Below are 25,817 nucleotides of genomic sequence, written 5' to 3' on the forward strand. Positions count from 1 at the left end.
CGCCACTTCATGTACCGACTCTTCTCCTGGGAACACAGCTATTTCTCCGGCAAGGTTCGCGCGTATCTGCGTTTCAAACAGCGACAGGGAGCGCTCGGACCGGGGTTCGAAGACATCCTGGCAACGCCTGAGTTGATCCAGGGCCTCTTGCTTGCCCGTTCCGGGAGCGGTGCGGTTCCGCAACTCTGCGCACCGGATGGAACCTGGGTACAGGACTCCAGCGAGATCATCGACTTTTGTGAGGTCGCACATCCTCAGATGGCCATCGTTCCAGATCCGGCTCAGGCTCCGCGTCAGTGCCTCACTTCCTACCTGATCGAACTATTGGCCGACGAGTGGATGGTGGTGCCCGGGTTCTGGGAACGCTGGTATTTTTCGGAAGATGGGCGAGAGCTGAGTCACCGCGGTTTCAATGAACAACAATGGGGAGCTGCAATCGCCGCAGGAGCGCCGGGTGAAGTGCGGCGAGCCGTTGGCGCGGCGTTTTTCGAAAACGCTTTTGGCATTTCGGAATCCCGCACGAATCCGAGGGGCGTGTACGCGGGGCTGGTCCATCTTGGAGTCGACGAACGCACCGAGCCCGCATGGCAGGCGAGCCAGCAACAGATCCTGGAGCTTCTGGAACTGCACTTCGCAAAACACGATTACGCACTCGGCGGACGGCCGAGTCTGGCGGACTACGGTCTGCTCGCGCCGCTGTACGCGCATCTCTACCGCGACGCCGTTCCGGGGTTCGCGCTTCGAACGCATTTCCCGTTGGTATGTGAGTGGGTTGAACGCACCAACGGTGAAGGCGCGCTCAACGCGCGAATGTACGGGCAGAAGCTCTATTCACTCGACGAGGCGGGCCAGCTCGTGGGGCGAGAGGCGACCAGCGACGGCGCAGCCTGGCTGGAAAGCGATGAGATTCCAGATACTCTTTTGCCGCTGCTCGGCGTCTTCTTCGAGGAGATGTGGCCGGTCCTGCGCGACGCGATGCAAGTGCTCACTCGGTTCATCGCAAGCGACATGCATCGGTCCGATGGTGAACTTCCGGGCAAGACCTTTACGGCCACCCCGGGCTTCGAAGCACATCAGACCGGGGAAGGGGCTCTGACGCAGGAGTTCGAGATTGGCGGCGTGCGCGGTCGACGCATGGTCGTTCCCTATCAGATCTGGATGCTCCAGCGCCTGGAGCGCGTACTCGCATCGTGTACGTCAACTCCCGATGCTCGAGAACGCGTCACTTCGCTCCTCGCCGAAATTCCGAACGGTCTTGAACTCCTGGAGCTCGGCAAGAAGCTCGCCGGGTGTCGCGTGCGCAAAGAGGGAGCGCTTTTGTACGCGGAACGCGGCAGTGAGTGCAGCGCTTAGAACAGTTCGCTGACCTGCGTTTCCAGGTTCTGGAACTCGTCCACGTAGGATTCGTATTGCTCGGGTCGAATCTCGAGGGCTTTCATGCTCTGGGCGCCCTCCTTTCCCTGCTCGGCCGCAGAGAACGCAGAGATGCCGATCTGCTCGCACAGTCCACCGGATAGTCGGATCACGTGGAGTTCGAGCGTGTCGGGTGCCAGAGGCGGATCGGCGGCGTGATGCTCCTGGGCCACACCGATCACATGATCGGGCATGCCCGCCTTTCTCAGATAGTCCGCACCAACGGACGCGTGCAGAGTCGAGAGAACGCGATTGACTTCATCGAGCGACGGATGCGCATCGAGGCGCCCGCGTACCAGCCCGCTGGCCAGGGTCTTCAGAATCAAGAGGCTGCCGACGTCCCGGAACAGAGCGCCCAGGAACACGCGCCCGTCGTCCCCGATCTTGAGTTTGTGCGAGAGCCAGCGCGCTCCAAAGGCGCAAACCATCGATTCGTGCCACAGCGGTTGCCAGAGATCGGCGAACACCTCGAACTCAGTTCTCTCCCTCAGGTCGTAGAGGCTTCGACAGGCCGAGGCCATGGCGATCTTCGCCGTCTCACTAAAGCCCATGCGCATGATCGCGGTGTCGAGCCGATCGATCGAAGACACCCCGCGGTAGATCGGGGAATTGGCCGCGCGGATCACGTCGGCTGCAATGGCCTGGTCCTGATGGATCAGCGACTCGATCTCGGCGATCTCCACGTCTTGTTGCTCCAACGCGCTGACCAGGCTTCCTGCGACGCGCGGGAACGACGGAAGTTCACCGGGGTGCTCCTGAATGCTCTCGTGAACCCACACCATCAATCGATCGTCACCGTTCATTCCACGCTTGCCTCGAATCGTCTTCAGGGAGAATCGGCGCCCGGGCCGCGGGACTCAAGTTGGGGGTGCGATCGAAAGGCGAAAGGAGTGCCGGTTCGAAGACCATCTCTGGAGTCTCCGAATGTTGTGCGAGAAGAAGAAACTAATCGACTCCTGAGCCATCTCCAAGTAGCATGAAACGCGAGAACCAGCGTCGGTAGAAGGGCATTTCGCAACGTTGAAAATCTCTTGGAAGGAGAACGCCATGGGTTGCAAGCCGTTTTCTCGCCTCGCGGCCTGGATCTTGGCCGTCAGTCTGATCGTTGCTCTGCCCAGTTCGGTCGGGGCCAAGATGTACCGAATGTTCGTCACCGGTGAGGACGGGGCCACCGATGTGATCTTCTCGGTCACCTTCGACCCACAAGTGCCCGGAAGTGCGGTTGTGTTTCCGATCCTCGGTACCTCGATTCGAGTTGACGGCATCGACTTCGTTCCCGGAACCACCAGCGAAGTGGTCGTGGGGGCGCAGTTAGAGCCGGGGCCTGGCGGTGAGATCACACACTACGATCCGATCGCGGGTACGACACTGGCCTCCTACGTTCCTTCGACGGGTGGCAGTAGCAAGCCGTCCACCATATTGAGCACGCTCTCGCACGCCTACTACATCCTCAACCAGTTCGGATTTGCGGGCACTACGCACCGCATCATTCGAACTCCTTTTGCGGGGCCCGCTGGAACGACCGAAATCGTATTTGACGGTTCCGACCCGAATGCGGGAAGTCTCGTGAACCTCGAAGGCCTCGAACTCGTTGGCTCCACGCTGTACTTCTTCGCACTCGACAATGCGGCTGCACCGGGACGCGCGCTGTACAGCATTGGCTTGAGCGGTGGGCTCTGGGATGGCGCACCACCCGCAAAGCTTCTTTCTCCTCTCGCGGGTGCTCCGGTCGGCGATGGCTCGGATGAACTCGATCTGGACGAGAACACCGGCATCATCTACGGCTCGAACGTCGTCAATGCCGAGGTCATCTACTGGGACACTGGACTCTCGAGCGGTGGCTTCCTGATCGGTCCCGGTGTTTCGATATTGGGGCCCAATACGACGAAACTCGCTGCATCTCCGATCGATGGAATTCGCGCAACCGGTGATGGTTGGCTGGTCCTGACCGGTCTCAATGGGACGATCTTCTCGATCGATATCGCGGGCGTTCTCGCTGGATTCGACGATGGAGATGTACTCGTCATCGAAGACAACGCGGCGGTGAGTTTTGACGATATGACTCCACTGTCTTTACCTGTCCCGCTGACTTCTCCATGGAGCAGCCTACCGTTGTGCCTGTTGCTATTCATGACGGCTGCGGTCGGAGTGCGGGGAATGCGCTCCACTATCTGATCCTCTTGTCCCGGGCTGCTGCATGTTTTGGTTTGGCAGCCCGGGACATCTGATACATCGCTGAGCTAGGTTCTGTACTTCACCAGACAACATCGGAGTGCAGCATGACCTATCCCCGTCTCAGGCGATTGAGCCTTTCGCTCGTGTTCACGGTTTTCTGTTTCTCGTCCGTTTCATTGCCCGTTCACGCGGGTCCTGATCTGGACGGCGCGGTCAAGGCACTGGCGGCCGTGCCCGCGGACGGGATCGGCGATGCCGTAGGCGGAGCGGGTCTGGTCGCGGCATCCGTTTTGGGTTTTGGGGCCAATCTGGTTGCGGCCATTGACAACAATTCTCACTCGCACGTCATCTTGCGCGGGCTCGTGAGCACGCCTCTGCGTCGCCTCGCGCTGGGGATGTCCAGAACATCGAGTGGCATTCTCGAAGGCTTCAGCAACGACGATTACGAATACTATCCGCAGGATGAATCCGTCTATCTGAAGGCGAACCTTCAGAAGCGCTTCTGGACGCTGAGGGGCGGGCTCGGTGCAATGGTATTGAGCGTTGTCGATACTCTCGGGAACACCGGGCAGTTTCTGCTCCGTTTACCCGGAGCTGGCGAAGCTGCGGACTCCCTGGCCCGGGTTCAGACGGACGCACGCACCCGTCTGGTCGGGCCGGCAAAGGATGGCGCGTACGACGTAGGGACCTACGACTTCGGAAGAAACTGAGCGGAAGCCGGACTCAGACCAGGGGAACGAGGTAGGCGAGCGCAAGCGCGTAGTGGCTGGCGCTGCCTCCGATCACGAACAGGTGAAAAGTTTCGTGGTAGGAGAACACGCGCGGCCAGAGGCGTGGTCTCTGGGTGACGAAAAGGACAAAACCCACGGTGTAGAGCAGCCCCCCGAATACTGCGAGTTGAAGGCCCTCGATGGGCAGGCGCTCGGATAGTGGGCCCAGCAGCGGAAGGACGAGCCAGCCCTGAGTCACCTGCAAGCCCGCCGAGAAGCCGCTGTGAACGCGTGGAGCGAGTAGCTTCTGCAGGACTCCGATCAAGGTGATGCTCCACGCGGCTGCAAGCGTGACGCCGCACAGCCAGCCGTCGAGCAGGATGAAGGCGATGGGTGTGAAACTGCCGGCGATCAAGACATAGATCATCGAGTGATCTAGCCGGCGCATCCGCTCTTTCCAGCGGGTACTCCAGGGCACCGAGTGATACAGGCTGCTCACCGAATAGAGTCCGATCAAGCTAAGGCCAAAACAAACCAGAGCTGCGCGGGGTGCCAGCGGACCTTGGCTACGCGTCCAGAGCAAGACCGCGCCGATCGTGAAGAGCAGTGTTGCGCCGCCGTGCAGAAACCCGCGCACGGGATTTTGCATCGAGCCCAGGCTCATCCTTTCCTGTTCGCATTGCATCCACTGGAGGCTACGCAGAGAGCGCATGCGGTGGAAGGGCCTCTGCGTCGAAGTTTTGCAAAACCTTTCGACTGCAGGTGCGGAAACGGGAACCCATGGGTCCATATGAGACTCCGCCGCCATCTCGATCGGCGAGTTCTGCCGGATTCCGCGTCGCGTCACCCGCCTGGAGCCGATCCTCGTGATTGACTTTCCTCGAACGGGGACCAGTTTTTGGGGAGACTGGAGGAATGAGCTTGACTGCTTCCTTGAGAACGCAAGCCGAGCACACGATAGAGGTTCCCGGTCACGGGGATACCATCGTGCGCGAGCATACCGGACCCGAAGGTGCTCCGGTCCTGATGCTTCTGCATGGTCTCGGTGCAACGGCTGCGCTCAACTGGGGCCGCTGCTACGACGCTCTATCGCAGCACTTCCGCGTGCTGAGCCTCGATCACCGGGGGCATGGACGGGGCCTTCGAACTCGGCGCTTTCGTCTGGAGCAGTGTGCCGACGACGCCGTCGCAGCTGCGGAAACCATGGGAGTCAAGCGTTTCATCGCCGTTGGCTATTCGATGGGCGGTCCCATTGCTTCGTTGACGTGGAGACGCCATCCAGAGCATGTGAGCGGTCTTGTACTCTGCGCGACAGCGCGTCACTTCGCGCGTCGCGGAGCTGCTCGGTTTGCTCGGGCGACCTTGCCGATTGCTGCGGCAGCGGTTCGTCTGGTCCCGAGTCTGGTCCAACGCAGTGCGACACACCGCATGTTGCAAAGCATCGAGCATCCAGAGATGCGAGATCGAGTCCGCGATGAACTACTGGGGCACGATCCGGCCACCGTCATTCAGGCTGCTCAGGCTGTTACCAGCTTCGCGTCGCAAGACTGGATCGGAGAAGTGGGTGTGCCGACGTCCGTGGTCGTTACTACACTCGACGAACTGGTTCCCGTATCGCGGCAGCGAAAACTCGCCGATTCGATTTCCGGTGCAGAGGTTTTCGAAGTCGAGGGCGATCATGCGGCCTGCGTAGTGCGGGGCGAGTTCGTGTCCACGCTCGTACGTGCTTGTCGCTCTGTCTCCCAACGTGTCGAACTCGCGTCGACACTCCCCGACTGTCCTGGCCCGTGATGGAGCGGATTGCTGTGTGGATGCCATGGCCGTGAGGAACGGCCGGATCCATCTACTGGAGCCTTCGGCTCTCCGCGCCGATAAGGGAGGCGGATTGAGAGGAGGACGCAATGCTCATTCAGAGTGGCGCGAAGGTATTCATCGCACACCGCCGATTGTACGCGGACGATCAACCGCGCTTCTTCATCGGGACCATTGAAGAGTACGGGGACGGACTGGCCAAGATCTCAGGCTACTCCTGGGTACGGGAGCAGGTTCACGGCGACATTCTGCGCAAGAAGGACCAGCGCACGAAGATCGTGTCTTTGGCCTCCGGAACACTTATCGTCTACGTCCTTCCGGATGAAGTCGAAGTCGAGAACCTTTCAATCGAGCACGGCCCGGACCGGGATTATGCGCTCACCGATGGCAAAGGTTTTCAGATGGATCTGAGCGAGCGGCGCCAGATCGGTTCCTGAACTCGGCTCAGCCAGCGGTCGAGAAGCTCTCGGGATCGAATACGCCGCTCCGTGCGACGGCTCCTACGCACCGAGCACTGGCCTTTGGAGTTCTTTCCTGGGTTGACCGGTCCACCGAAACGAGTCCGAAACGCGGTCCGTAGCCGTGGATCCACTCGTAGTTGTCCAGGAGTGACCAGGCAAAATAGCCGCGAATATCCAGACCGTCTTGAAGGCAGCGCACGAGTGAAGCCAGGGCCGCGGAGTAGTACGCTACCCGCTGCTCATCATCATCGCCGCCGAGTCCATTTTCGGTCACGTAAAGAGGGACTCGAGCTTCCCGCGCCGCGAGTCGCAGAGTCGCTTCGAGGGCCTGGGGCCAGTACTCGTATCCCATGATTAGCACGGGTACGTCCTCTTCTGGTGGAAGTGGGCCGTCCGGGCCGAAGCGGACGCGACTGTAAGTCTGCACACCGAGGAAATCATCTGTGCGGGCCGCTTCGAAGAACGGCGTGAAACTTTCGTCCAGCGCTCGTGCAAGAGTCTCTTCACCGCCGGGAGCTGCTTGATAGTCCTGCATCGCGAGCGTGATGCCGACCGGAAAGTTTCCGGGACCCGCGCGGAGGATGTCACGCGCTCCGATATGGGCCGCGAGCATTCGGTCGCGCGTCAGAAACGGCTGGCTCAGCAAGAATGGCGAGAAGTGTTCTAGATCACTTCCGCAGCGTCGAGCCGCTTCGGCCACGAACGGCGCTAGTTTCTTGAGGCCCTCGCGAGGAATGGTTCCCGAGACCGCGAGTGCGGCCGGCAAGTTCGCCTCATTGATCGTGCACGCGATGTCGATCTCATCGCCGAGATGCGCGACAGCGTGCTCGCAGTAGCGACGGAATCGATCGACACATTTCTCGCTTTCCCAGCCTCCGTCCGCGCTGAACCAGAGTGGGCTCGTGAAGTGATGGAAGGTGACGCAGGTGCGCAGTCCGTGTTCGCGACAACTCGCGAGGACTCTGCGGTAGTGATCGAGTGCAGCGCGAGAAAACTGACCCTCTTCGGGTTCGATGCGCGCCCATTCGATCGAGAAGCGGTACGCGCCAAAGCCGAGTTCGGCTAGCAGGGAAATGTCTTCTGGATAGCGATGGAGTTGGTCGCAGGCGTCACCGGACGGCTCGGTGAAGATTGTACCGGGCGTGTGTTCGAGGCACCAGAAATCGCTGTGGGTGTTATTGCCTTCTACCTGATGGGCCGCGGTGGCTGCTCCCCATACGAAGTCTTTTGGGAACGAGAACTGCAAGATCGATCTCCTCGAATGTTTCAGTCGCGCGTCTCGGTCAGGGGTTGTACCGGAATTCGCTAGACCCGTGCGAGAGGGACGGGAAGCCCGGGTGTATCGACTCGTGTCCGGAAGACCGTGCCTCCGAGAGTGGCGTCTTCGGTATTGTCGGCGGTTACGATGTAGAGGTCGCGCAGATCACTTCCGCCGAAACACAGACTCGTTACCGCGGTGGCCGGAACTTCGATCCGTCGTTCGAGTTCACCCGTAGGTGTGTAGCGAGCTGCGCAACCTCCGCCGTAAACAGCTACCCAGATGCAACCCTCCGCGTCGACCGCGAGACCGTCCGGCGCTCCGCTGTCGAGCTTCACAAGAACCCGGCGGTGTTTCGCTTCTCCTTCAGGCGTCAACTCGTGCACGAGGATTGCCTGGGGAACAGTATCGCTGTGATAGAGCAGCCGACCATCGGGAGAAAAGCCGATCCCGTTGCTGAGTCGTATACCGCCGTAGAGTTCTTCGGCCTGGTCGGGTCCGGAAATCCGCCAGAGTTCGCCGGTCTTTCCGCCGGCGTCATTTCCGAACGGATCGGAGCGCAGCGCGCCGACGTAGATCCGTCCTTCGCGGTCGCAGAACAAGTCGTTGAAACCGGGTATGTCATCCCGCTCCAGAAGCACACGGGTCTGCCCCTCGCTGTCGACGTGGCAGACGTTGCGCCCCGAGATCACCACGCCTCCATCCGCGTGTAGAGCAATTCCTCCCACACCTCTGCGCCGGGGTACGATCGTCTTGATCGTTCCGTCCGCTGAACGTCGATAGACTCCGCCCTTGTGAACATCGCTGAAGTAGAGCCGATTCGAGGCGTCGACCCGCGGGCCTTCGATCAATCCATAACCGCTGGCAAGGATTTCGATGCTCATCGTGAGATCGTCTCACATCTCTTCGGCTTCAGCGCTCCAAAGCGGCCCGAGCCTGCTCCGATGGCGTTGTTGGCGTCAATTTCCGAGTTCGGCTTGCCCAAGCTGGGCTAGATCTTGCCGATAGACCAAAGGGTGACGGAGTCCGTGTCAGCTTTCGAGCCTGAGGCCGTTCCCTGGAGAACCCTACCGCCGAGCGACAGGAGCCACGACGATGAGCGTTGACGGAACAGAGGCCAAGAATCCCATCGACCCTGAGCAACTCGTGCAGTTGATGGAAACGGCCGATCGATTGGTCGTTCGCGAATCTCCGGAAGAGGAGTCCTCGATTCTGTTCGAATCGAACAACCGGGCCGACCTGGAGGCCCTTGCGCGTTGTCTGGGTATCGAGATCCCCGAGGAGGGGATCCACTGCATGTGTTCTGGCTCCCCCGCGATCTATCTGTATCGGGATGAAGAAGAACTGGTCGAACTGACCAATCATCACGGATTCTCACTTCGCTGTTCACTCTGGGATAGCGATGCGATCATCGCGAACACCGAAAAGTGGCTCTCCTGGTTCGATGTTCACGGGATGGATGGACCCCGAAGAGAGGTCGAAGCGCTTCAGGTCCAGGAAGCCGAACAGCACAGGAACTGGGAGAAGTGGGCAGGTGCGATGCCTGCCTGTATCTCGGAAGTCTGGAACGGGATGATCGAGCAATGTGGCGGGACTGATTTTTCGATCCTTCGCAACGCCCTGGAGGCCGCGCTACCGGCGAAAGAGGATCAGATCCGCAGCCTGTTCGGCTGGTACGGTTCCGGGGCCGGACCGTGGTCCGGATTTCCCTCTTACGAAAACACGGCGGGGGAACTCCTGCTCGGCTACGAGATCTCCGAGTTGATCGGAGCGTTCGATATCGCTTCGGCCACACCCGAAATGACCGAAGGCGCCGCACGCCTCTTCGGCGGGTTCGAGTTCTTTCGCAGGCACCCCGAGGGAATCCATCTGGTTCCACGAGAAATCAAGGCAGTCTTTTGGGCGTTCGTAAAAGATACCCCGGATGAAGACAAGCTCGGACGAGCCCAACGCGCCTTTGCCGAAGCGGCGGAACAGGATCTCCAGTAGGGCAACCGATTTCAGGTCGTTGCGAAGTCTCCGGCCACGCGTTGCTCGCCCCTCGTGCGATACGTCCCGATGCGAATACTGCCACCCGAGGTTCGCAGTTCGAGAGGCTGTCCACCCTGATCGAGCTGACCTACCACGCGCCGGCGGCTGGCCTGACCTCGAACTTCGATCGTCGATTCGATGGAGATCTTGCCTCCTGAGGTCTTGGCATCGAGGTCGATGCCGAGGTCATCTGGATAGTCGATCTCGATCGAGCCGCCCGAGGTCTTGAGTCGTCCTTCAGGTTCTCCAGCAAACTCTACTTCAATCGGGCCACCACTGGTCTTGGCGTCTACACAGGACTCGGCTCCAAGTACCGCGATCTTGCCACCGCTCGTGCGCGCTTTCAGGTCGCCGACCACATCGACGGCCTGAACCGAACCCCCGCTGGTCCTGACTTCGAGGTCACCTGCGATCCCGATGGCCTCGACCCTACCCCCGGAGGTCTCGAGCCGGGCTTCTTCTGCCACGTCTGAGACTTCGATGCCACCCCCACTCGTCTTGATTCCGACAAAGCCGCCGATCTCTTTGGCGCGAACGGAGCCTCCCCGGGTATCGATGTCGAGCGAGTACTGCCTGGGAATCGAGATGTCGAGTTTCGCGCTGAGCAGGCTCAGAAACGAAGACAACCCGCCATCCAGAGCGAGTTCGATGCGAACGTCCCGACCATCGTGTTCAATCTCCACTTCGGCACCCGCGCCCGGAAGCCCCCGCAACTCGATACTCACCCGGACGTGGTTCGAGTCGTGCGAGCAAACCTGAACCGAGCCGCGATCCAGATTCGCGATGAGGCGGCCGCCTGGCACGGCCGCGACCACTTCTTCGATTCGCTCTCCGACCTGGATCCAATGGCGCATCGCGTCCTCCGAATTTGAGCCTCAATAGAGCAATTTCGGTGCCAGAAGTACTCCATAGAAAGCACCAGGCAAGCTCTCCGGGCCTTTCCCTGCAGTCGAGAAACTGCGTTGGATGCTTGCAGTTGCAGTTCGAAGCTTGCAGTTCGAATTCCCGGAAGGGTGAGTGTCTTCTGACAAAGTGTACTCCTACAGGAAGATCCGTCTCGAACTCGACATCGAAGCACTCCGGGTCTTCCAGATCCCCGCGATCAGCGCGATCAGCAGAGTGAACACCAGAGCACTCAGATTCTCTCTCTGGATCGCGGGAATCGGGTCGAGGCCGGGCTCCATGACGTTGTCGACGTGGAAAGTTCCGGCACCACCCGCCCACTGCGCAAAGCTGATGTGAGATACGAGGCTCTTGGTCTGACGCGAGTTCAGCGTGCCTTCGAGTAGGCCGTCCACGTAGACGCGATAGGTATCTGCGCCGACATCGCAATCGACCCGGATCGTGTACCACTGCCCGATGGTCAATCCGGATGCGACCGTCGTGAAGCTGCTCCAGCCGTCGTCGCCATCCCGAGCAACCAGATCCATCGTGTCACCGGGCGATCCACCGCCGTCGCGAAAAAACGCCATGTAGACGAAGCGCTCACTATCATCCGAGTTGGGGCCCGGATGTGTCGGGTCCGTGTCGTCGCCCAATAGCATCCAGCCAGTCCGATCGGTGTTGACACCGGGCACGTCCAGGATCTCGTCCACGCGAATATCCCATTGAACACTGAAACTATCGCTCTGCGGCCAGCCGAATCTCTGTGTGAGATAGGCGTTTGCCGACGTGCTCCCGCTGAGCTTGGCCTTCGCGGTTTCGTTTCCAGCTACGTTGGTTTCGTCGAGGCTCAGTAGATTCGGGTCGTCGAATCGGCTTTCGAGCCAATCGAGTCCGCCCGCATCGCCTCTCAAGGCCGCATCGTCTGCACTGGCGCCAAAATCAGAATCCACAAGCAGAGGCGCCTCGAACATCCCGAAGTACTCGTTGAGGGCGAACGCGCTGTTGACGCCTTCCGCTTTCAGGCCGATCTCCGTCCATGAGGCCAGATGGGGTGTCAGTTCGATGATGAAGGTGAGCAGGCCCTGACTGGTCGCGTAGCCCCTTGAACTGCACGACGCTATCGAGCAGCTCGTTCCAACCGCCTTCTCCGTGTCGAAGACCGTCCAATCCGAAAGAATTCCGAAGAAGGTGTTTCCCGGTGGGGAGTAGACGAAGTCGTACCCACCGATATCGTTCATCTGGGAGTGCCGGTCGATGAAGATGTCGATCCCGCTGGCAAGTTCGGTTGCATCCAGATGCGCCCGGATGATGTCGATTTCAACACTGTCGTGGTTGCTGGAGTGCCAGTCTCGATTCGAGTCATTGCCTTCGGAATTGGCTCTCGAATTCCCTTCGTAAACGCCGTCGGGATTAGCCATGGGAACGATCTGCCAAATGTAGCCGTCGCGAAATCCGCTCGCGTAGACATCGTCCGAGAGAAGGAAGTCGATCAAGCCCTCCAGCATGTGAGAACTCGAGGTTTCCGCAGCGTGCTGTCTGGCGACGATGTAGATCAGCTTCTTCCCGGCAGAGGGGATGGCGAGATTCGTGATCGTCAGGAGGTCGAGGTCCCTTCCCTGGGTACTCTGTCCCAGAACGGACTTCGAAGCCCAGGGGCTGGCATCGGCCGTGTCGACGAGATCGCTCATCCGACTGCTTGAAAAGGGCAGGAAGGTGGCGATCTGTACCTGGTTCTGGCTGAATGTTTCCGTGAACGAGTAGGTCCCTCCCGCATAACTGTGGTTCGTCAGGCGAAACCAGTTCTGGCCGTCGTAGCTGTAGACCATCTGCGATTCGTGCACGACGTCGGAAAGAAAGGGGACATCGTCGGCGTTGGTGATGTGGAAGGTGACTTCGAGGCCCGAGACGCCCGACACCTTGAAGTTTCCCCAGTAGGTGTAGTTCACACCGTCTGCCGCCAACGTGAAATCGATCTCGTGAAGCAGATCGTCGATGACATAGGGACCGATGCTCCCGCCGTCAAAAGTCGTATTGATCGAAAGGGCGGCCGGCGCACCTGTGGCCAACCCGCACGTGAGGAGTAATGTCGTGAGATAGATTCCAGGTCGGCTCAACATCGGTCCCGTATTTTCAATGCGCTCAATCCCAGAGGAGCGTTCAGTCCACAGGATACCCCAGACCGGAAGCGAGGTAGACCGGAATTCCGCCTGCAGCGCCAGCGCCCCTGAGTCAACGTGGTTCGCCTCTTCAAATCCACGGAGATCCCCATGATCCTGTTGAATCCCGGGAAGCCCGAAGGACCCTACGGCGACAAACGCTCCACCGAGGTCATGGCGCTTTCGCTCCAGCCGAGCAGCACCGACTCACAGATCGAAGCCTGTCAGAAGATGTTGCGCACGGCCATCGCTGATCCGGAGCGTTACGCCCGGGTCTGGGAACAGCACGTCGAACCTCTGGATGGCGCGTACGTGATTGCCTGCTCCCGAGCTTCGCAGTCCTTAGTCGCCGCCTTCGAGCCAGGCGTTGAAGCTGGGCGTTCGCTTGTCTCGAAACGCTTTCACGCCTTCGCGCGAATCCGGATGGTGGTCTGAAATCGCCGTCTTGGCCGCGATATCTTCCAGCGCCTGTGCCCAGCTCTGATCGGCCGCATTGTAGATGGTACGCTTGAGCAATCGCATGGAGACCTGCGGACCGTCGGCGAGTTCCGTCGCCAGTGCCATGGCCGATTTCTCGAGTTCCGCATCGGGCAACACTTCGCTGACGAGTCCGAGTTTCAGCGCCTCGTCCGAACTGACGATCTTCTTGCGCATCAGGAAGTCCAGGGTCCTGGGCAAACCCATCATCTGCAACAGGAGATACTGTCCCCCTTCATCGGGTAGAAGGCCGAAGCGCAGTGTCGCGCTGCCCATGCGCGCTGACTCGGCCGCGAGGCGGAAGTCGCAGCACAACGCCAGAGAAAAGCCGGTCTGGATCGCAACGCCGTTGATGGCGGCGATGGTCAGCTTGTCGAGTGAACGAACTGCGGAGTTCAGGCCCTGAGAGATCGTTCGCAGGCCGTTGTAGGTACCGAGACCGGAGTCGTGCCCGGGGTGAATCTCGGGAACCAGGTGCTTCGTGTCGAAAGCCGCATTCTGATAGCTCTTCAGATCGTCGCCCGCACAGAAGGCGCGGCCCGAACCGGTAAACACGACCACCCGGACGGCGTTGTCCATCTGGGCCTGCGTCAGCGTCTCGATCAGATCGCGCTTGATGCCGCTGGTCATGCCGTTCAAGCGCTCAGGAGTATTGAACTGAATCCAGGCGATCCCTTTGTCGCGCAGACTGACTTCAAAGCCCGTGAATTCCCCGCTGTCCATGCGTGCCTCCTCGCTCAGTGAACTACACCGCAGTCTAACCGGATCTGTCAGCGAGGCTGCAGAGCGAAGAACCAGGCGTCTCCAGTGGTCGCCGCGTCCGCGCTCAGTGGCGCGCCGTACTTGCGATTGACTTCGGCGGCGATGCCTTCGAGCACCGGGCGGTCGTCGAGGATGCGGGCCAGCCGTCGTTCGTAGCGTTTCCCGTCAATTCGGATCACGGCTCGACCATCCGCCAGGGCTTGTGCGGGCCATTTCTTCCACAGCTGACCGACTGCCGAGTTCATATAACCGCTGACGACGTAGAGTTTCTTGTCGTGAACCTGTAGCCAGATCGTCCGGGATTGCGGCGGATCGAGCAGCTGAAACTCCATCACGTCGAGGTCGCGAGCGAACGTCCAGTCAGGTTCGCTTCCGCTGACCAGTTCACCGGCGACCAGCGGCCCGCCCGGAATGAGCCCCATCGGACCGTCGCCAAAACGCGCGCCGATCACCAGGAGCACGAACCCGAGCACCAGTACGCAGATCGCACCCACCAGCCATCTGAGAAATCTCATCGAAGTCCTCCGAGCCAGGTTTGTTTGGTTCGAACTCAGGTGCGAGATATCTGTTTCAGCCTCTTGGCCGCCCGGGGGTGGCCTGCATCCGCTGCAGATTCGAGATGCGTGCACGCCTTTTCGAGCAATCGCTCGGCCATGGCGAACTGGGCGTCGCGGTCGTCCGGATCCAGCATGAGCGCGGTTTGAAGCTGGCGTTCGGCTTCATCGGCTCGACCTGGACGAACCGCCAGAAAACCCGCGTAGCGCGCGTAGCCCTGCGCTGCCGCTGGCCTAACCGCGAGCGCCTGCTTGAAAGCCTTTTCTGCCATTGCGAAGCGCCGCCCAGCGGTCAGCGCCTCGGCCAGGTGCAGCCGCGCCCAGTAGGCGTTCGGGTTCAAGCGGACGGCACGGCGGAGCAGGGGAATGGCTTCGCTCCCGTGATCGCGACGAAGCAGCACCCGTCCCAACTCGGCATGCGCGACGGCGTCGCGTTTGTCTGCCTTGAGCGCTCGGCGAAGGTGTTTCTCGGCTTCGCCGAGCTTCTCCTCGTCGGAGAGGAGTACCCCCAGATTGCAATGCGCCTCCGCGTTACCGGGGTCGAGGCCGAGTGCGCTCTTCAGATGGCCACGAGCTTGCTCAGGTTCGCCCATCCGTGTATATGCGGAGAAGCACAGATTGTGCGCGACTGCGCTCGGTTCGATCTCGAGTGCGCGGTCGAGCGCGCGCAGTGCCAGATCGGGGCGATCACGCTCGAGTTGCACGATTCCCTTGCGCAACTGCACCGTCGCACTGTCGGGCCGCGTCCGCTCCGCTCTTCGCAGAGCACGCAACGCCTCCTCGCCGTGCCCCATCTCGCGTTGGCAGTCCGCGACTTCGATCCAGAGTCGAGCTTTGCGAGGTGCCAGTTCGAGCGCTTCGACCAGCAGTTTCAGCGCCCCGTCCAGATCCCCCGCGTTCCGCGCGCGCACGGCGCGGGCGAAAAGGCGGTCGATCTCGATCGGGGTTCGGGAGGCAGACATGCCTCGATTGTACATCGTAGAGATGCCCAGCAAGTGATGGCCGAGAGCGAGCCCTGCGCGGTCGCTCGCGCGCCGGAATGGCTCATCATGCGTCGGAATGTCACGTGCCGTGGCGGAAATAGGCAGTGGTGGGGCCGTCGGGCTCACAATGCGCTCATCTCCTTGGCCCGAATCCTGCTCTCTTTGATTGCAGACGGCGAAGATCGTTGCCTAGGAAGGAGATTCCGATGCAACTCGAGCTTTCCTTGAAGGACAACGCCTTGCTAACTCGTCTGCTCAGGCGGGCGATCGGCGAGACGCGAGTCGAGGTTCGACGGACCAGTGAACCTCATATGCACGACGACCTCATTGCGGAGGAGGAGCGCATGAAGTTGCTCGTCGAGCAGCTACGCAAGCTTGACGGTACGCGTAACGGCGACGGCAATGGCAACGGAGCCCCCTGACTTCGAGGCTCCGCGTCCGGGCCTGAACGCGGAACAGCTAGTGAACCGACAACTGAGCTGCCGCAAGAGTGGCTTTACGAGCCAGAGAAGGAGACGAGGATGTTGACGATCAGTGCAATGATGAAGAAGCAATTGGTCACGGCCGATCCCGGGGAGTCCGTCGACCAGATTGCGCGACGCATGCGCGATGCTGATGTCGGCGCCGTCATCGTGATCACGGGTGAGAGCATCTCGGGGATCTTCACCGAGCGCGACTTGGTGAACCGCCTCGTCGCCAAGGGCTTGGATCCCGCGAAGACCCAGGTCGGAGACGTCGCGACTGGCGACGTTCATACCGTTACCGCGGACGCATCCCTGCGCGAATGCGCTGAGAAACTAATGACGAATCAGGTGCGCCATCTACCCGTCGTAGAAGGCTCGCGTCCGATTGGCATCCTCTCAGCGCGCGATTTCTTTGAAGTGGCGGCGCGTGAAATGGAACGCCTGGTCGAGCACCTTCGCTACGACAAGCAGTTGCGAGAAGACGAGGATCCCTACGATCATCTCGGCGGCTCATACGGTCGTTAGGGAACCTCTGCACAGGGAGGCTGCGGCTGCGAAGCGCGATGCATCCGCCTGCGCTGCGTCGCGCGACCCTCTGCAGATCTACGGATCTGCGATCGGATCACGCTTCTTGCTCAGGCGGCGACTCCCCTTCTCGCTCGAAGCCTCCCTGTGCAGAGATTCCCTAGCCCGCCTGTCAATCGGCCTCTATGTGTTGTGTGCGGGCGGTCAACGCGGCGCCACGACGACTGCCGTCGCTACGACCGTGTCCTGTTTTCGCTGATTCGTGCCCTTCAGTTCCAACTCGACACAGCGTCGCCCCTCGGGGTCGATGAACTTGTCCTTTACGGCCCCCGTACACCAGGTCGCGTCGCCGATGATGTTCAGGCCCAGTAGCTTTCCTTCGAACTTCCATAGATGTGCGTTGTCGCCCATCCAGTCCGTCACTCCGTGCATCAGCCACGCGAAGCGCTGTCCGCCGAAGTCATAGGCGTCTGGGAAGCCGCACTCCCTGGCCCAATCGCCATCCCAATGCGCGCGTTCGGGAAACTCCGGGATCCGCATGTAACGATCCGGTGCATTGGCGCGCGGATGATCGCGGATATAGCGATGGATGAGTTCAGAAGCCATGATGAAGGGGCCTCCCCAGCCCGTCACGAAGGCGACCGTCTCGGTAACACTCAAGGGCCCCTTGACGACCGTTCCGATCGGCTCGCCAACCTGAACGTCGTCCCAGACGAGATCTTTCGAGCCCCGACGGCGCTCGTTTTCGACGTCGGCGGTGAGCGCCGCCAGATCCTCGTCGCTCCAGACCTGCCGTTCGATCGGCTTGTGCTTGCTTCCCTTCGAGGCCGCAAGATTTCTCCCGTAGTGGACATACGCTACGTCGTAGGTCGCGAGCGTTTCACCCTTGTCGTCCCGAAACGTGTACCGCGTGACGACTTCGACAGATCGACCACCGCCAAATCGACTCGTGCGAACATTCGCGTGAGTCGTCTGCTTCGTCGTCTGGACGGGCGTATTGCGAAGCGTCGGGCGAGGCCACTCCCAGCGGTCCCACGCCCAGACCGCGTGAAGACCCGGTAGTCCCTCTCCGCGCGAAGGTTCACTTCGAAAGTGGTTCGGGCCCTGATTGCAGCTGTAGAAGAAGGACGGCGGTGCGAGGTTCGTCCCGTACTCCGTCTTTGCAGCGTAGTCAGGCTCGCTCCAGAGTGGATTGTCGTCGCCGATTCCCCAGGACCAATGGCGGATGGGATCGAGACCCGCCTCGCAATGCCACTGCCGCTTGAGCGGAACCTCGACAGAGTCTTCGACCGTCTTCGTGAGCGTCTCGATCACTTCGTCGGTGAGCGTGGTTTCGGTATTGAGTTCGACTGTGGAGTCTGTCGTCACGGTCGTTGTTCCTCACTTTTGGGCGGATGCCATATCAGAGCCACATCGGTCCCTTGGGGGCAGTCTATGCGGAGCGACCTAGTGGCCTTCAAACTCGGGCTTGCGCCGTTCGAGAAACGCCCGGATGCCTTCCTTCGCGTCGCGGGAGCGGATCGCGACTTGTTGATTGCGGGCTTCGAGATCGAGAAGACTCTCGAAAGACAGAGTTGCATCCTGGTACACGGACGCCTTCGCGAAGCCGTAAGCCAGCGTCGGCCCCTTTGCTAGACGCTCGGCCAGTTCGGACGTGGCATCCGCGAGCTCGTCCACCTCGACCACGCGATTGACCAGTCCGAGTCTCAGCGCTTCGTTCGCGTCCACGAGATCGCCCAGGAACAAGAGTTCCAGCGCCTTCGCCGTGCCGACCAGATTTCGCAGGAAGTGGGAGGCACCGGCATCCGGCCCGAGGCCGATGCGGGAGAAGACGACCCCGAAGCGCGACGTGTCCGAGGCGATGCGCAGATCCGTGGCCAGGGCCAGGCTGCAACCGGCGCCGATCGCATCCCCGTTGATGCTGCCGAGAACGGGTTTCGGAAGTTCCCGCAGACGAAGGATGCAGCGGTTGCCACGATCGAGGATGTCGCCACCAGGGTCGCCGGGAAACGACGAGGCGCGCGTTCGCCGTCGCTCTTCCGGGGACACGGGTTTCAGGTCTGCTCCCGAGCAGAACGCTTTTCCCACTCCGGTGAGGACGAGCACGCGAATCTCCGAGTCGGCTTCGATCTCGAGGAGGATGCGCTCCATATCGAGGAACATGCCGTTGGTCAGCGCGTTGCGGGCATCGGGTCGGTTCAGCGTGAGCGTCGCAACTCCGTTTCGCTTCTCGAAGACAAGCCCGGTCTCGCTTTCCATCTCGCTCGATTCCTTCATCTCCACCTTGCTTCGATGCCGCATACCCCTCGGATGGTCTGCTCAGGCGGTCTGCTCGGGTGGTGGGGTGGCTCGGTTGACGCTCTGATAACTAGTATCATAGTATCGCGGGTCGAAGATCTGCTTGCAACTGCTCGGAGGATTCCATGTCGATCGCACTTGGCGAGGAGCATCGGGAACTCGCACGCGTGGCCCGTGCCTTCCTGAATTCCCACGAGGCGCGGGCGGAATCCCGAGCCCTGCTCGAGGAGCCTGGCGAGCGCTTGCCCAGCTTCTGGAAGGAGATGGCCGAACTGGGATGGATGGGGCTTCACATCGACGAGGCCCTGGGCGGCCAGGGTTTCGGGCTCCCCGAACTCTCGATCGTCCTCGAAGAGTTGGGCTTCGCGATGGCCCCCGGTCCCTTTTTGCCCACCACGCTTGCTGCAGCGCTGCTCGGCGAGTGCGGCAGCGAATCCGCACGCGGCGCCTTCCTTCCCGGGCTGGCGGATGGTTCCCTGGTGGGAGCTGTCGGGCTGGGTGGGGATCTCACGTTCGGCGCGGAAGGAAGGCTCGCGGGATCAGCCGGGTTGGTGTTAGGCGCTGAACTCGCAGGGCTTCTCCTGGTTTGCGTTGGCGATGACGTAGCGCTCCTGGAACCGGACCAATCCGGCGTGAGCATCGAGTACCGAAAGAACCTCGATCCCAGTCGGCGGGCGGCTGCGGTCGACTGCGATGCCGTGCAGGTTCCTCCCGCGAATGTGCTGCTCGGGGCCCGGCTTGCCCTGGAGCGGCTGGCCCGAACGCTTTCAGCCGCCGAAGCCGCGGGCGGTGCTCGGGCGTGCATGGAGATGGCGACCGAATACGCAAAGGTGCGCGTGCAGTTCGGCCGTCCGATCGGCACCTTCGGCCCGGTCAAGCACCACTGCACGAACATGCTGGTCGCCACCGAGCAGGCGACCGCGGGCGCGTGGGGAGCGGCGCGCGCCGACCTGGACGACGAGCAGGCCGAGCTTGCAGCAGCGGTCGCCAACTGTCTGGCACTGCCTGCCTTCGTGTTCTGCGCGAAGCAGAACATCCAGGTGCACGGCGGTATCGGCTACACCTGGGAACACGACGCCCACCTCTATCTCCGCCGTGGGGTCGCGCTAGAGGCGCTGATGGGACCCGTCGATCGAGCGCGCGAAGACGTCGTCCGGCTGATGGGGCGGGGCGTCCGCACCAAGGCCACGATCGAGTTGCCCCCGGAAGCCGACGCTTTCCGCGACGAGGTTCGGACCTTTGTCGATTCGTACAGGAAACTCCCCGAAGAAGACAAGCGAAAGGCGATCAGCGACAGCGGCTACCTCATGCCCCATTGGCCGAGGCCGTGGGGTCGCGACGCGGGGCCGATCGAGCAACTCGTGATCGAGCAGGAGTTCGCGGGCGTGCGGCGTCCGGACATGGGAATCAGCGGCTGGAACACATTGACCATCGCGCAACACGGAAGCCCCGAGCAGGTGGAGCGATTCGTGCGGCCCAGCATGGAGGGAGAGATCGAGTTCTGTCAGCTCTTCAGCGAACCCGGTGCGGGGTCGGACGCTGCGGCGGTGCAGACGCGGGGTGTGAAGGTCGACGGCGGCTGGCGCGTCTCGGGCCAGAAGGTCTGGACCAGCGGTGCTCACCTGTGCAACCGCGGCTTCGCGACGGTTCGCACCAACCCCGACGCCGCCAAACACCAGGGCATCAGCATGATGGTGATCGACATGCACGCGGAAGGCGTGGAAGTGCGGCCGCTGCGCCAGATCACCGGCCACTCTCACTTCAACGAAGTGTTCTTCGATCAGGTCTTCGTGCCGGACGAAGACGTGGTCGGGCCCGTCGACCAGGGATGGGTGGTGGCGCGAAGCACACTGGGCAATGAGCGGGTGTCGCTGGGCGGAGGAACGGACGGCGGAATGGCGGGCGGCCCCGACCTCATCGCACTCCAGCAGAAGTTTGCAGGCGAAGACCCGGGAACCGCCCGGGAAGTCGGCGCGGCGCAGGCGGAGACCGAGTCGATCGGCCTCATGAACCTGCGTGGCGTGATTCGGGCGGTCGAGGGCTCGGAGCCTGGCGCTGAGGCCAACGTCACCAAGCTGTTGGGCTCCGAAGTCGTCCAACGCAAGGGCGCGCTGGCCGCACGCATCGCCGGACCGCTGAGCGCCGTGAGAGAAGGCGAAGAAAAGCGCCTGGGAACCTGGCTGATGGCAACGTTGGGCGCGACGATCGGCGGTGGGACCTCCGAGATCCTGCGCAATCAGATCGCCGAGCGGCTACTCGACTTGCCCCGGGATCCCCTGATCAAGTAGGCGCGCACAGCTTCGGCGGATTCTTCGGGAAGCACCGGTTTTGATTCGGTGGCGGGGTGACTCGCTACGCTCTCCTCAGCGTTCGCTTTCATCCTTGACGAGCGCTCCGCGCCCCTCGGGCTTGCCCACCCGGACGAAACCCTCGCCGAACGGTTCGTCGCGTCTGCGCAAAGTCTCTTTGAGACCGTGTTCCTTGATGCTGCTCCCGTAGTCGCGGACCGCCTGAGAACGATGCGCGCGGGCATCGTTTTCACCGGCAAGCCTTTGAAGCGTCTGGGCTCCCATCAGTTCGAGCGAGAGATTGGTGATGCGCTTGTTGGCCGCGAGGAGGTCGGGATCGATCAAGCTGAAGCGGTCGGCAAGGCCCTCCACCTCGTCTTCGAGAACATCCGCTGGCACGGCCTTCAGGACAAGGCCGATCTTCTCGGCATCCGCTCCCGATACGAGATCGCCCGTCAGTTGGAGTCGCTTCGCCCACTGCGGCCCGCAGTGGTACATCCAGAGATTGCTGGGCAGGGTGCCCATGGTGCGAGCCGCGGGGAAGCCAATCCGGGCGTCGTCCGCCGCAATCACGATGTCACACGCCATTGCCAGATCGGTTCCTCCCGCCAGGCAGTTTCCGTGGACCTGCGCGATGGAGGGCTTGTGCATCTCCCAGAGCACGCGGATGCGCCTGCTATTCCGCTCGATCAGCCAGATGTCGTCGTCGTGGCTGCGGCCAGTGCGATACCCGGGCCGCTTCTCTCGCCCGAGGGCGGTCAGGTCGTAGCCCGAGCAGAATGAGGCGCCTTCTCCTCTCAACACCACGCTGTGTACTGCGCAGTCGTCGTCCGCCTCCCAGAGTGCGTGCTCCAACTCCTCGAGGAGAAGTGGCGTCATCGCGTTGTGCTTGTCGGGGCGCGCCAGGGTGATGCGCGCCCGACCGTCCTCGACTTCGTACCGGATCTGCTCGTATTCCGTCTTCTCGTCCACGCTCATGCGTTCCTCCGATGCTCGCGCGGCACCGCTTATGCGTTCTGGTTCACCCGATAGCGAATGGGCAGCTTCTTCAGACCCACGACGAAGCTGGATTGAATCTGCTCCGGTGTCCCAGCGAGTTCGAGCGAGTCGATTCTGCGCACGAGTTCGTTCAGTAGTGCGCCCTGTGACGCGCGGGCCAGATGGGAGCCAATGCAGAAATGCTCGCCGATTCCGAAGCCGAGATGCGGATTCGGGTCACGGTCGATGCGAAAGCTGAACGGGTCTTCGAAGATCGACTCATCGCGATTCGCCGAACCGTAGAAGAGAACCAGGTTGTCCCCCTTGCGCAGCTTCTGCCCGTGGAATTCGAGATCCTTTGCCACCACCCGCTTCATGTAGTTGACGGGTGAGGTCCAACGCACAATCTCCTCGACGGCGCTGGGAATCAGCTCGGGATTGCGCTTGAGCTTCTGGAACTCGTCGGGGTGTTCCGCCAGGGCACAGAGGCCACCGGCCAGGGCGTTCTTGGTGGTGTCATGTCCGGCCGAGAACGTGATCAGGTAGTAACCGAGGGTTTCCATCATGCCCATTGGCTCGCCATTGACCTGCCCATTGGCGAGCAGGCTCGCGAGATCGTCCCGCGGATTTGAACGTCGATCCTCGATGATCCCGACGAAAAGCTGGAACAACTCCTTCGCCAGTTCGTCGAAGGCCTGGACCCGATCGTTGCCCTCGCGTTGAAGATCCGGGTCGTCCCCACCAAAGAGTTCGTTGGTGAGCCTGAGGATCTGGGGCTCCTGCTCCTGGGGTATGCCGAGGATGGTCGACAGCACCCGAAGCGGATGCGCGGCCGCGATCTCATTGGCGAACTCGCACTCACCTACGCCACCGCTGGCCCGTTCGACCAGCCCATCGAGTAGATTGCGCGCGCTGTCTTTTACGATGGGTTCGGCGCTCTTGATGGACCGCGGCGTGAAGAAAGGCGCTGCGACCTTGCGGTACTCGCGATGCTCGGGCGGATCCATTCCGATGATCACGCGCATCTCGCCGAAGGACTGCTCCTTGCCGAGCGTGATCTTCTGCTCGTCGCTTTCCAGCACGATGCCGAAACGGTTCAAGAAGAGCTCGGGCTGCTTGGAGATCTCGCAGATCTGCTCGTGGTGCACGACGGGATAGAACGAATCGAAGCCGGGAGGCTCGCAGAAGTGCAGACGATCCAACCGGCGCAACTTGCTCCACTCATCATGCGGAACGCCGCGCTCTCCGTAGGCGCTCGGTGCGATCAGATCGAGTTCGTTGATATCGGTCACTGGTTGTTCTCCCGTGTTCAACAGGTTGTCGTGCTCAGAGGGGTCGCCTCTCGTTTGGCGCCGTCGTGGTGGGGTAGAGAGGCTTCGAAGAACCCTCCTGCCAACTAGTATCATGGTTTACCGGATCTGCAAAGCTCCTGCCGCGGGAGGACGAGTGTGTACCCAGCGATCCGCGAGCGTCTCCGAAAGTTCGAGGCTGCGCACATCGACCAGCTGTACTCGCCGGTGAAATCGAGTTCGATGGCGTCGACCTTGGATCAGAAACCCAGAACCTACGACCTGACGCCACGCGAGGAATGATCACTTCAATCCCGAGTTGGGAACTGGGCTGAGACGAACTTGAAGGTCGACTCCCCGGCCGGTGCTTGTGATCAGTTCGGATTCGGCGCTGGCGTCGTGGGGCCGCTCTTGGGGAGGACGGGCATCGCGATGTAGGCCGCGTCGACCTCGCCGGTGAGCGACTCGAGGAAGCTGCGAATCGAAGCATCCTGCTCGGGCGTGAGCGTCTTACCGAGCTGGTACTCGGCCATGATCGAAACAGCCTGTTCGAGGGTACCGACCGAACCGTCGTGGAAATACGGGCCCGTCTGCGCAATGTTGCGCAGCGACGGCACCTTGAAGACGAACCGATCAGCCTCGCTTCCCGTCACTTCGAAGCGTCCCTGGTCTTCTGTCGGGTAGGGCTTCATTGCACCGAGTCTCTGATACAGCGTGCCTCCGAAAGCCGCGCCCATGTGGCAAGTGGGGCATCCGGTCTGGATGAAAGTCTCGAGGCCGTCGAGTTCAGCTGACGAAAGCGCGGCTGTGTCTCCTCCGACGAATGCATCGAAACGCCCGGGCGTGCTCAGGCGACGTTCGAACGCACCGATGGCCCGGGCCATGTTGACGTAGGTGAGCGCCAGTTCGTCTGCGGGAAAAGCCGCGGGGAACTGATCGACGTACCCGGGGATCGACTTCAGCACTGCCAATACCGCGGCTTCGCTCGGCATCGCCATTTCGATCGGGTTCAGCACCGGCCCTTGTGCCTGGGCCTCGACATCGGCGGCTCGCCCGTCCCAGAACTGCGTCACATGTCCCGCCGCGTTGTAGACCGTCGGTGAATTGCGGCCACCCCGTTGCCCTCGGTGACCGGGGGAGGTCGGCTCGCTGTCCTGGCCAAACTTGTCGAGCAGGTGGCAGCTGTTGCAAGCGATATCGTGGTTCTTCGATAGGCGCTTGTCGTAGTAGAGCTGGCGGCCGAGATCGATCTTGGGCTCGGTGAGGTCATTCGCGGGGTTGCTGAACTGACTCGGCAGGGCTCCGAAGATCGCGGCGGCCTGTTGGCGCAGCACATCGACATCGGCAGTGCTTCGCTCCTTCGCGGCAGCCACCCCGTTCCCCAGGCCATCGTCCGCGCATGCGGTGACCAGGCCGAGGGAAACTCCGGCGAGAAATGCGATCGAAAGCGCTCGAAGTGCGACGGATGCGTGGGCAGAAGCCTTGATGTTCATCGGTACCTTTTCATGAGGGCATGGACGATTCGGTCCTTGAGCCACATGGCAGCGCGCCCTGCATGGATCACGCCCCACGTGGTGCCGATCGCCGTGCCGTCGGCGAGATTGACAAGCGATAGAAAGCCGAGCCGCGGAATGTAGCCGCAAAGCGCGAGATCTTGCAATCGAGCGCGCTGGTTGTGGTCGAGTACCGGAGCCAGTGGCATCGGCCGTGCGATGGTGGAGCGCTTTGCCCGGGAAGCACCGAAGTGTGATGGCTCTTCGCGAGGGTAGAGCACCGGCCGACCTCATCGCGCGTATCTGCGACGAGGCTGTATCGCGGGCGCAGGCGCGGCGGTGAGTCCTACGTATGTCCCACCAACGCGGTTCAGACTCGACACTGCTGAAGACAGAAGCGCCCGGAACCTCAAGGATTCCGGGCGCGTTGATTGGTAGCGGGGACAGGATTGGAACCCGCAACCTTCAGGTTAGGAGAGGGCATTTCGGCGTTTACACTAATCAGCGTAACTAGCGGTCAATACTCAGTAATCCCAGTTGGCTCGCATTCTTGCCCCACCCCTGGGGTCTCCGCGTTGGCTCGCGTTGGTCGACGTTGGCCCCGGTTGGACACCCCAAATCCGACCCTGCGTATTGGAGGCGTATCCCAGGGTCGATTCGGTATCGAGGTGGGCTGACGGATCAGGGCTAGTGTCCTGTTTCAGAAGTTCCATCTCGAATTAATTGAAGTGTTCAGGAGTCGGTCTTCCCAGAGTAGAATGGAGGGCAGACGATGGGGCAGAGAGGACGACCACGCGCAGCGGTG

At 61.4% G+C, this 25,817-nt stretch carries 24 protein-coding genes; 10 read left to right on the forward strand and 14 right to left on the reverse strand.

Going from position 1 to position 25,817, the window contains the following annotated elements; all coding sequences use genetic code 11:
• The first annotated feature begins 9 nt into the window (after positions 1–9).
• Positions 10–1,353, forward strand: a complete 1,344-nt coding sequence (locus GY725_01255; GenBank protein ID MCP4002798.1) for a glutathione S-transferase — start codon at positions 10–12, stop codon at positions 1,351–1,353.
• On the opposite strand, the gene GY725_01260 is transcribed toward GY725_01255, so the two are convergent.
• Positions 1,350–2,216 (reverse strand): HDOD domain-containing protein, encoded by an 867-nt coding sequence (locus GY725_01260; GenBank protein ID MCP4002799.1) that lies wholly within the window; start codon positions 2,214–2,216, stop codon positions 1,350–1,352. The two genes, GY725_01255 and GY725_01260, sit on opposite strands and share 4 nt — an antisense overlap.
• Positions 2,217–2,460: 244 nt before the next feature.
• Between GY725_01260 and GY725_01265 the strand changes: the two genes are divergently transcribed.
• Both GY725_01265 and GY725_01270 read left to right on the forward strand, forming a co-directional pair.
• Positions 2,461–3,588, forward strand: coding sequence for a hypothetical protein (locus tag GY725_01265; GenBank protein MCP4002800.1), 1,128 nt, complete (start codon positions 2,461–2,463; stop codon positions 3,586–3,588).
• Between the two features lie 104 nt (positions 3,589–3,692).
• Entirely contained in the window at positions 3,693–4,298 is a 606-nt protein-coding gene (locus GY725_01270; protein ID MCP4002801.1) for a hypothetical protein, read from the forward strand.
• Between the two features lie 13 nt (positions 4,299–4,311).
• Here the strand turns inward: GY725_01270 and GY725_01275 are convergent, their stop codons facing one another.
• The gene (locus GY725_01275) at positions 4,312–4,962 is read right to left on the reverse strand and encodes a hemolysin III family protein (protein ID MCP4002802.1); all 651 of its coding nucleotides are present in this window, start codon (positions 4,960–4,962) and stop codon (positions 4,312–4,314) included.
• Between the two features lie 251 nt (positions 4,963–5,213).
• Between GY725_01275 and GY725_01280 the strand changes: the two genes are divergently transcribed.
• Together GY725_01280 and GY725_01285 are read left to right on the forward strand one after the other, a co-directional pair.
• Positions 5,214–6,089, forward strand: coding sequence for an alpha/beta fold hydrolase (locus GY725_01280; GenBank protein ID MCP4002803.1), 876 nt, complete (start codon positions 5,214–5,216; stop codon positions 6,087–6,089).
• Between the two features lie 110 nt (positions 6,090–6,199).
• The gene (locus tag GY725_01285) at positions 6,200–6,547 is read left to right on the forward strand and encodes a hypothetical protein (GenBank protein MCP4002804.1); all 348 of its coding nucleotides are present in this window, start codon (positions 6,200–6,202) and stop codon (positions 6,545–6,547) included.
• Positions 6,548–6,554: 7 nt separating this feature from the next.
• On the opposite strand, the gene GY725_01290 is transcribed toward GY725_01285, so the two are convergent.
• Together GY725_01290 and GY725_01295 are read right to left on the reverse strand one after the other, a co-directional pair.
• Positions 6,555–7,820, reverse strand: coding sequence for a family 1 glycosylhydrolase (locus GY725_01290; protein ID MCP4002805.1), 1,266 nt, complete (start codon positions 7,818–7,820; stop codon positions 6,555–6,557).
• A gap of 56 nt (positions 7,821–7,876) precedes the next feature.
• On the reverse strand, positions 7,877–8,713 hold the full coding sequence (locus GY725_01295; protein ID MCP4002806.1) for an SMP-30/gluconolactonase/LRE family protein: 837 nt from the start codon (positions 8,711–8,713) through the stop codon (positions 7,877–7,879).
• A gap of 211 nt (positions 8,714–8,924) precedes the next feature.
• On the opposite strand from GY725_01295, the gene GY725_01300 reads away from it, so the two are divergent.
• Complete coding sequence (locus GY725_01300) at positions 8,925–9,818, forward strand: hypothetical protein (GenBank protein MCP4002807.1); 894 nt, start codon at positions 8,925–8,927, stop codon at positions 9,816–9,818.
• Positions 9,819–9,829: 11 nt separating this feature from the next.
• Here the strand turns inward: GY725_01300 and GY725_01305 are convergent, their stop codons facing one another.
• The 5 genes from GY725_01305 to GY725_01325 all read right to left on the reverse strand — a co-directional run bounded on the left by GY725_01305 (position 9,830) and on the right by GY725_01325 (position 15,656).
• On the reverse strand, positions 9,830–10,714 hold the full coding sequence (locus GY725_01305; GenBank protein ID MCP4002808.1) for a DUF4097 domain-containing protein: 885 nt from the start codon (positions 10,712–10,714) through the stop codon (positions 9,830–9,832).
• Between the two features lie 186 nt (positions 10,715–10,900).
• Complete coding sequence (locus GY725_01310) at positions 10,901–12,862, reverse strand: carboxypeptidase family protein (protein MCP4002809.1); 1,962 nt, start codon at positions 12,860–12,862, stop codon at positions 10,901–10,903.
• Between the two features lie 381 nt (positions 12,863–13,243).
• On the reverse strand, positions 13,244–14,101 hold the full coding sequence (locus GY725_01315) for a 2-(1,2-epoxy-1,2-dihydrophenyl)acetyl-CoA isomerase (protein ID MCP4002810.1): 858 nt from the start codon (positions 14,099–14,101) through the stop codon (positions 13,244–13,246).
• A 47-nt stretch (positions 14,102–14,148) separates the two neighbouring features.
• Positions 14,149–14,655, reverse strand: a complete 507-nt coding sequence (locus GY725_01320; GenBank protein MCP4002811.1) for a hypothetical protein — start codon at positions 14,653–14,655, stop codon at positions 14,149–14,151.
• A gap of 35 nt (positions 14,656–14,690) precedes the next feature.
• A complete protein-coding gene (locus tag GY725_01325) occupies positions 14,691–15,656 on the reverse strand; it encodes a tetratricopeptide repeat protein (GenBank protein MCP4002812.1) in 966 nt (321 codons plus the stop codon).
• 227 nt (positions 15,657–15,883) lie between these two features.
• On the opposite strand from GY725_01325, the gene GY725_01330 reads away from it, so the two are divergent.
• Together GY725_01330 and GY725_01335 are read left to right on the forward strand one after the other, a co-directional pair.
• Complete coding sequence (locus GY725_01330; protein ID MCP4002813.1) at positions 15,884–16,099, forward strand: hypothetical protein; 216 nt, start codon at positions 15,884–15,886, stop codon at positions 16,097–16,099.
• A 99-nt stretch (positions 16,100–16,198) separates the two neighbouring features.
• Positions 16,199–16,666: a CBS domain-containing protein gene (locus GY725_01335; protein ID MCP4002814.1), complete on the forward strand. Its 468-nt coding sequence runs from the start codon at positions 16,199–16,201 to the stop codon at positions 16,664–16,666.
• A gap of 204 nt (positions 16,667–16,870) precedes the next feature.
• On the opposite strand, the gene GY725_01340 is transcribed toward GY725_01335, so the two are convergent.
• Together GY725_01340 and GY725_01345 are read right to left on the reverse strand one after the other, a co-directional pair.
• A complete protein-coding gene (locus GY725_01340) occupies positions 16,871–18,034 on the reverse strand; it encodes a hypothetical protein (protein ID MCP4002815.1) in 1,164 nt (387 codons plus the stop codon).
• Between the two features lie 78 nt (positions 18,035–18,112).
• Positions 18,113–18,925: an enoyl-CoA hydratase gene (locus tag GY725_01345; protein ID MCP4002816.1), complete on the reverse strand. Its 813-nt coding sequence runs from the start codon at positions 18,923–18,925 to the stop codon at positions 18,113–18,115.
• A 164-nt stretch (positions 18,926–19,089) separates the two neighbouring features.
• Between GY725_01345 and GY725_01350 the strand changes: the two genes are divergently transcribed.
• The gene (locus GY725_01350) at positions 19,090–21,252 is read left to right on the forward strand and encodes an acyl-CoA dehydrogenase (GenBank protein ID MCP4002817.1); all 2,163 of its coding nucleotides are present in this window, start codon (positions 19,090–19,092) and stop codon (positions 21,250–21,252) included.
• A 75-nt stretch (positions 21,253–21,327) separates the two neighbouring features.
• Here the strand turns inward: GY725_01350 and GY725_01355 are convergent, their stop codons facing one another.
• Both GY725_01355 and GY725_01360 read right to left on the reverse strand, forming a co-directional pair.
• Complete coding sequence (locus GY725_01355; protein MCP4002818.1) at positions 21,328–22,230, reverse strand: crotonase/enoyl-CoA hydratase family protein; 903 nt, start codon at positions 22,228–22,230, stop codon at positions 21,328–21,330.
• Between the two features lie 29 nt (positions 22,231–22,259).
• On the reverse strand, positions 22,260–23,522 hold the full coding sequence (locus GY725_01360; protein MCP4002819.1) for a cytochrome P450: 1,263 nt from the start codon (positions 23,520–23,522) through the stop codon (positions 22,260–22,262).
• A gap of 156 nt (positions 23,523–23,678) precedes the next feature.
• On the opposite strand from GY725_01360, the gene GY725_01365 reads away from it, so the two are divergent.
• Entirely contained in the window at positions 23,679–23,822 is a 144-nt protein-coding gene (locus GY725_01365) for a hypothetical protein (GenBank protein MCP4002820.1), read from the forward strand.
• 71 nt (positions 23,823–23,893) lie between these two features.
• Here the strand turns inward: GY725_01365 and GY725_01370 are convergent, their stop codons facing one another.
• Positions 23,894–25,012 carry a c-type cytochrome gene (locus GY725_01370; protein ID MCP4002821.1) on the reverse strand — a complete coding sequence of 373 codons (1,119 nt, stop codon included), beginning with the start codon at positions 25,010–25,012 and terminating at the stop codon, positions 23,894–23,896.
• Between the last annotated feature and the right edge of the window lie 805 nt (positions 25,013–25,817).

The organism is bacterium, from assembly GCA_024226335.1.
Classification (GTDB): domain Bacteria; phylum Myxococcota_A; class UBA9160; order SZUA-336; family SZUA-336; genus JAAELY01.

Excerpts from the sequence above, each read along its gene's own strand:
- GY725_01255 (MCP4002798.1), top strand. The coding sequence starts at position 10 with ATGTACCGACTCTTCTCCTGGGAACACAGCTATTTCTCCGGCAAGGTT.
- GY725_01260 (MCP4002799.1), bottom strand. The coding sequence starts at position 2,216 with ATGAACGGTGACGATCGATTGATGGTGTGGGTTCACGAGAGCATTCAG.
- GY725_01265 (MCP4002800.1), top strand. The coding sequence starts at position 2,461 with ATGGGTTGCAAGCCGTTTTCTCGCCTCGCGGCCTGGATCTTGGCCGTC.
- GY725_01270 (MCP4002801.1), top strand. The coding sequence starts at position 3,693 with ATGACCTATCCCCGTCTCAGGCGATTGAGCCTTTCGCTCGTGTTCACG.
- GY725_01275 (MCP4002802.1), bottom strand. The coding sequence starts at position 4,962 with ATGAGCCTGGGCTCGATGCAAAATCCCGTGCGCGGGTTTCTGCACGGC.
- GY725_01280 (MCP4002803.1), top strand. The coding sequence starts at position 5,214 with ATGAGCTTGACTGCTTCCTTGAGAACGCAAGCCGAGCACACGATAGAG.
- GY725_01285 (MCP4002804.1), top strand. The coding sequence starts at position 6,200 with ATGCTCATTCAGAGTGGCGCGAAGGTATTCATCGCACACCGCCGATTG.
- GY725_01295 (MCP4002806.1), bottom strand. The coding sequence starts at position 8,713 with ATGAGCATCGAAATCCTTGCCAGCGGTTATGGATTGATCGAAGGCCCG.
- GY725_01300 (MCP4002807.1), top strand. The coding sequence starts at position 8,925 with ATGAGCGTTGACGGAACAGAGGCCAAGAATCCCATCGACCCTGAGCAA.
- GY725_01305 (MCP4002808.1), bottom strand. The coding sequence starts at position 10,714 with ATGCGCCATTGGATCCAGGTCGGAGAGCGAATCGAAGAAGTGGTCGCG.
- GY725_01310 (MCP4002809.1), bottom strand. The coding sequence starts at position 12,862 with ATGTTGAGCCGACCTGGAATCTATCTCACGACATTACTCCTCACGTGC.
- GY725_01315 (MCP4002810.1), bottom strand. The coding sequence starts at position 14,101 with ATGGACAGCGGGGAATTCACGGGCTTTGAAGTCAGTCTGCGCGACAAA.
- GY725_01320 (MCP4002811.1), bottom strand. The coding sequence starts at position 14,655 with ATGAGATTTCTCAGATGGCTGGTGGGTGCGATCTGCGTACTGGTGCTC.
- GY725_01325 (MCP4002812.1), bottom strand. The coding sequence starts at position 15,656 with ATGTCTGCCTCCCGAACCCCGATCGAGATCGACCGCCTTTTCGCCCGC.
- GY725_01330 (MCP4002813.1), top strand. The coding sequence starts at position 15,884 with ATGCAACTCGAGCTTTCCTTGAAGGACAACGCCTTGCTAACTCGTCTG.
- GY725_01335 (MCP4002814.1), top strand. The coding sequence starts at position 16,199 with ATGTTGACGATCAGTGCAATGATGAAGAAGCAATTGGTCACGGCCGAT.
- GY725_01345 (MCP4002816.1), bottom strand. The coding sequence starts at position 18,925 with ATGGAAAGCGAGACCGGGCTTGTCTTCGAGAAGCGAAACGGAGTTGCG.
- GY725_01350 (MCP4002817.1), top strand. The coding sequence starts at position 19,090 with ATGTCGATCGCACTTGGCGAGGAGCATCGGGAACTCGCACGCGTGGCC.
- GY725_01355 (MCP4002818.1), bottom strand. The coding sequence starts at position 22,230 with ATGAGCGTGGACGAGAAGACGGAATACGAGCAGATCCGGTACGAAGTC.
- GY725_01370 (MCP4002821.1), bottom strand. The coding sequence starts at position 25,012 with ATGAACATCAAGGCTTCTGCCCACGCATCCGTCGCACTTCGAGCGCTT.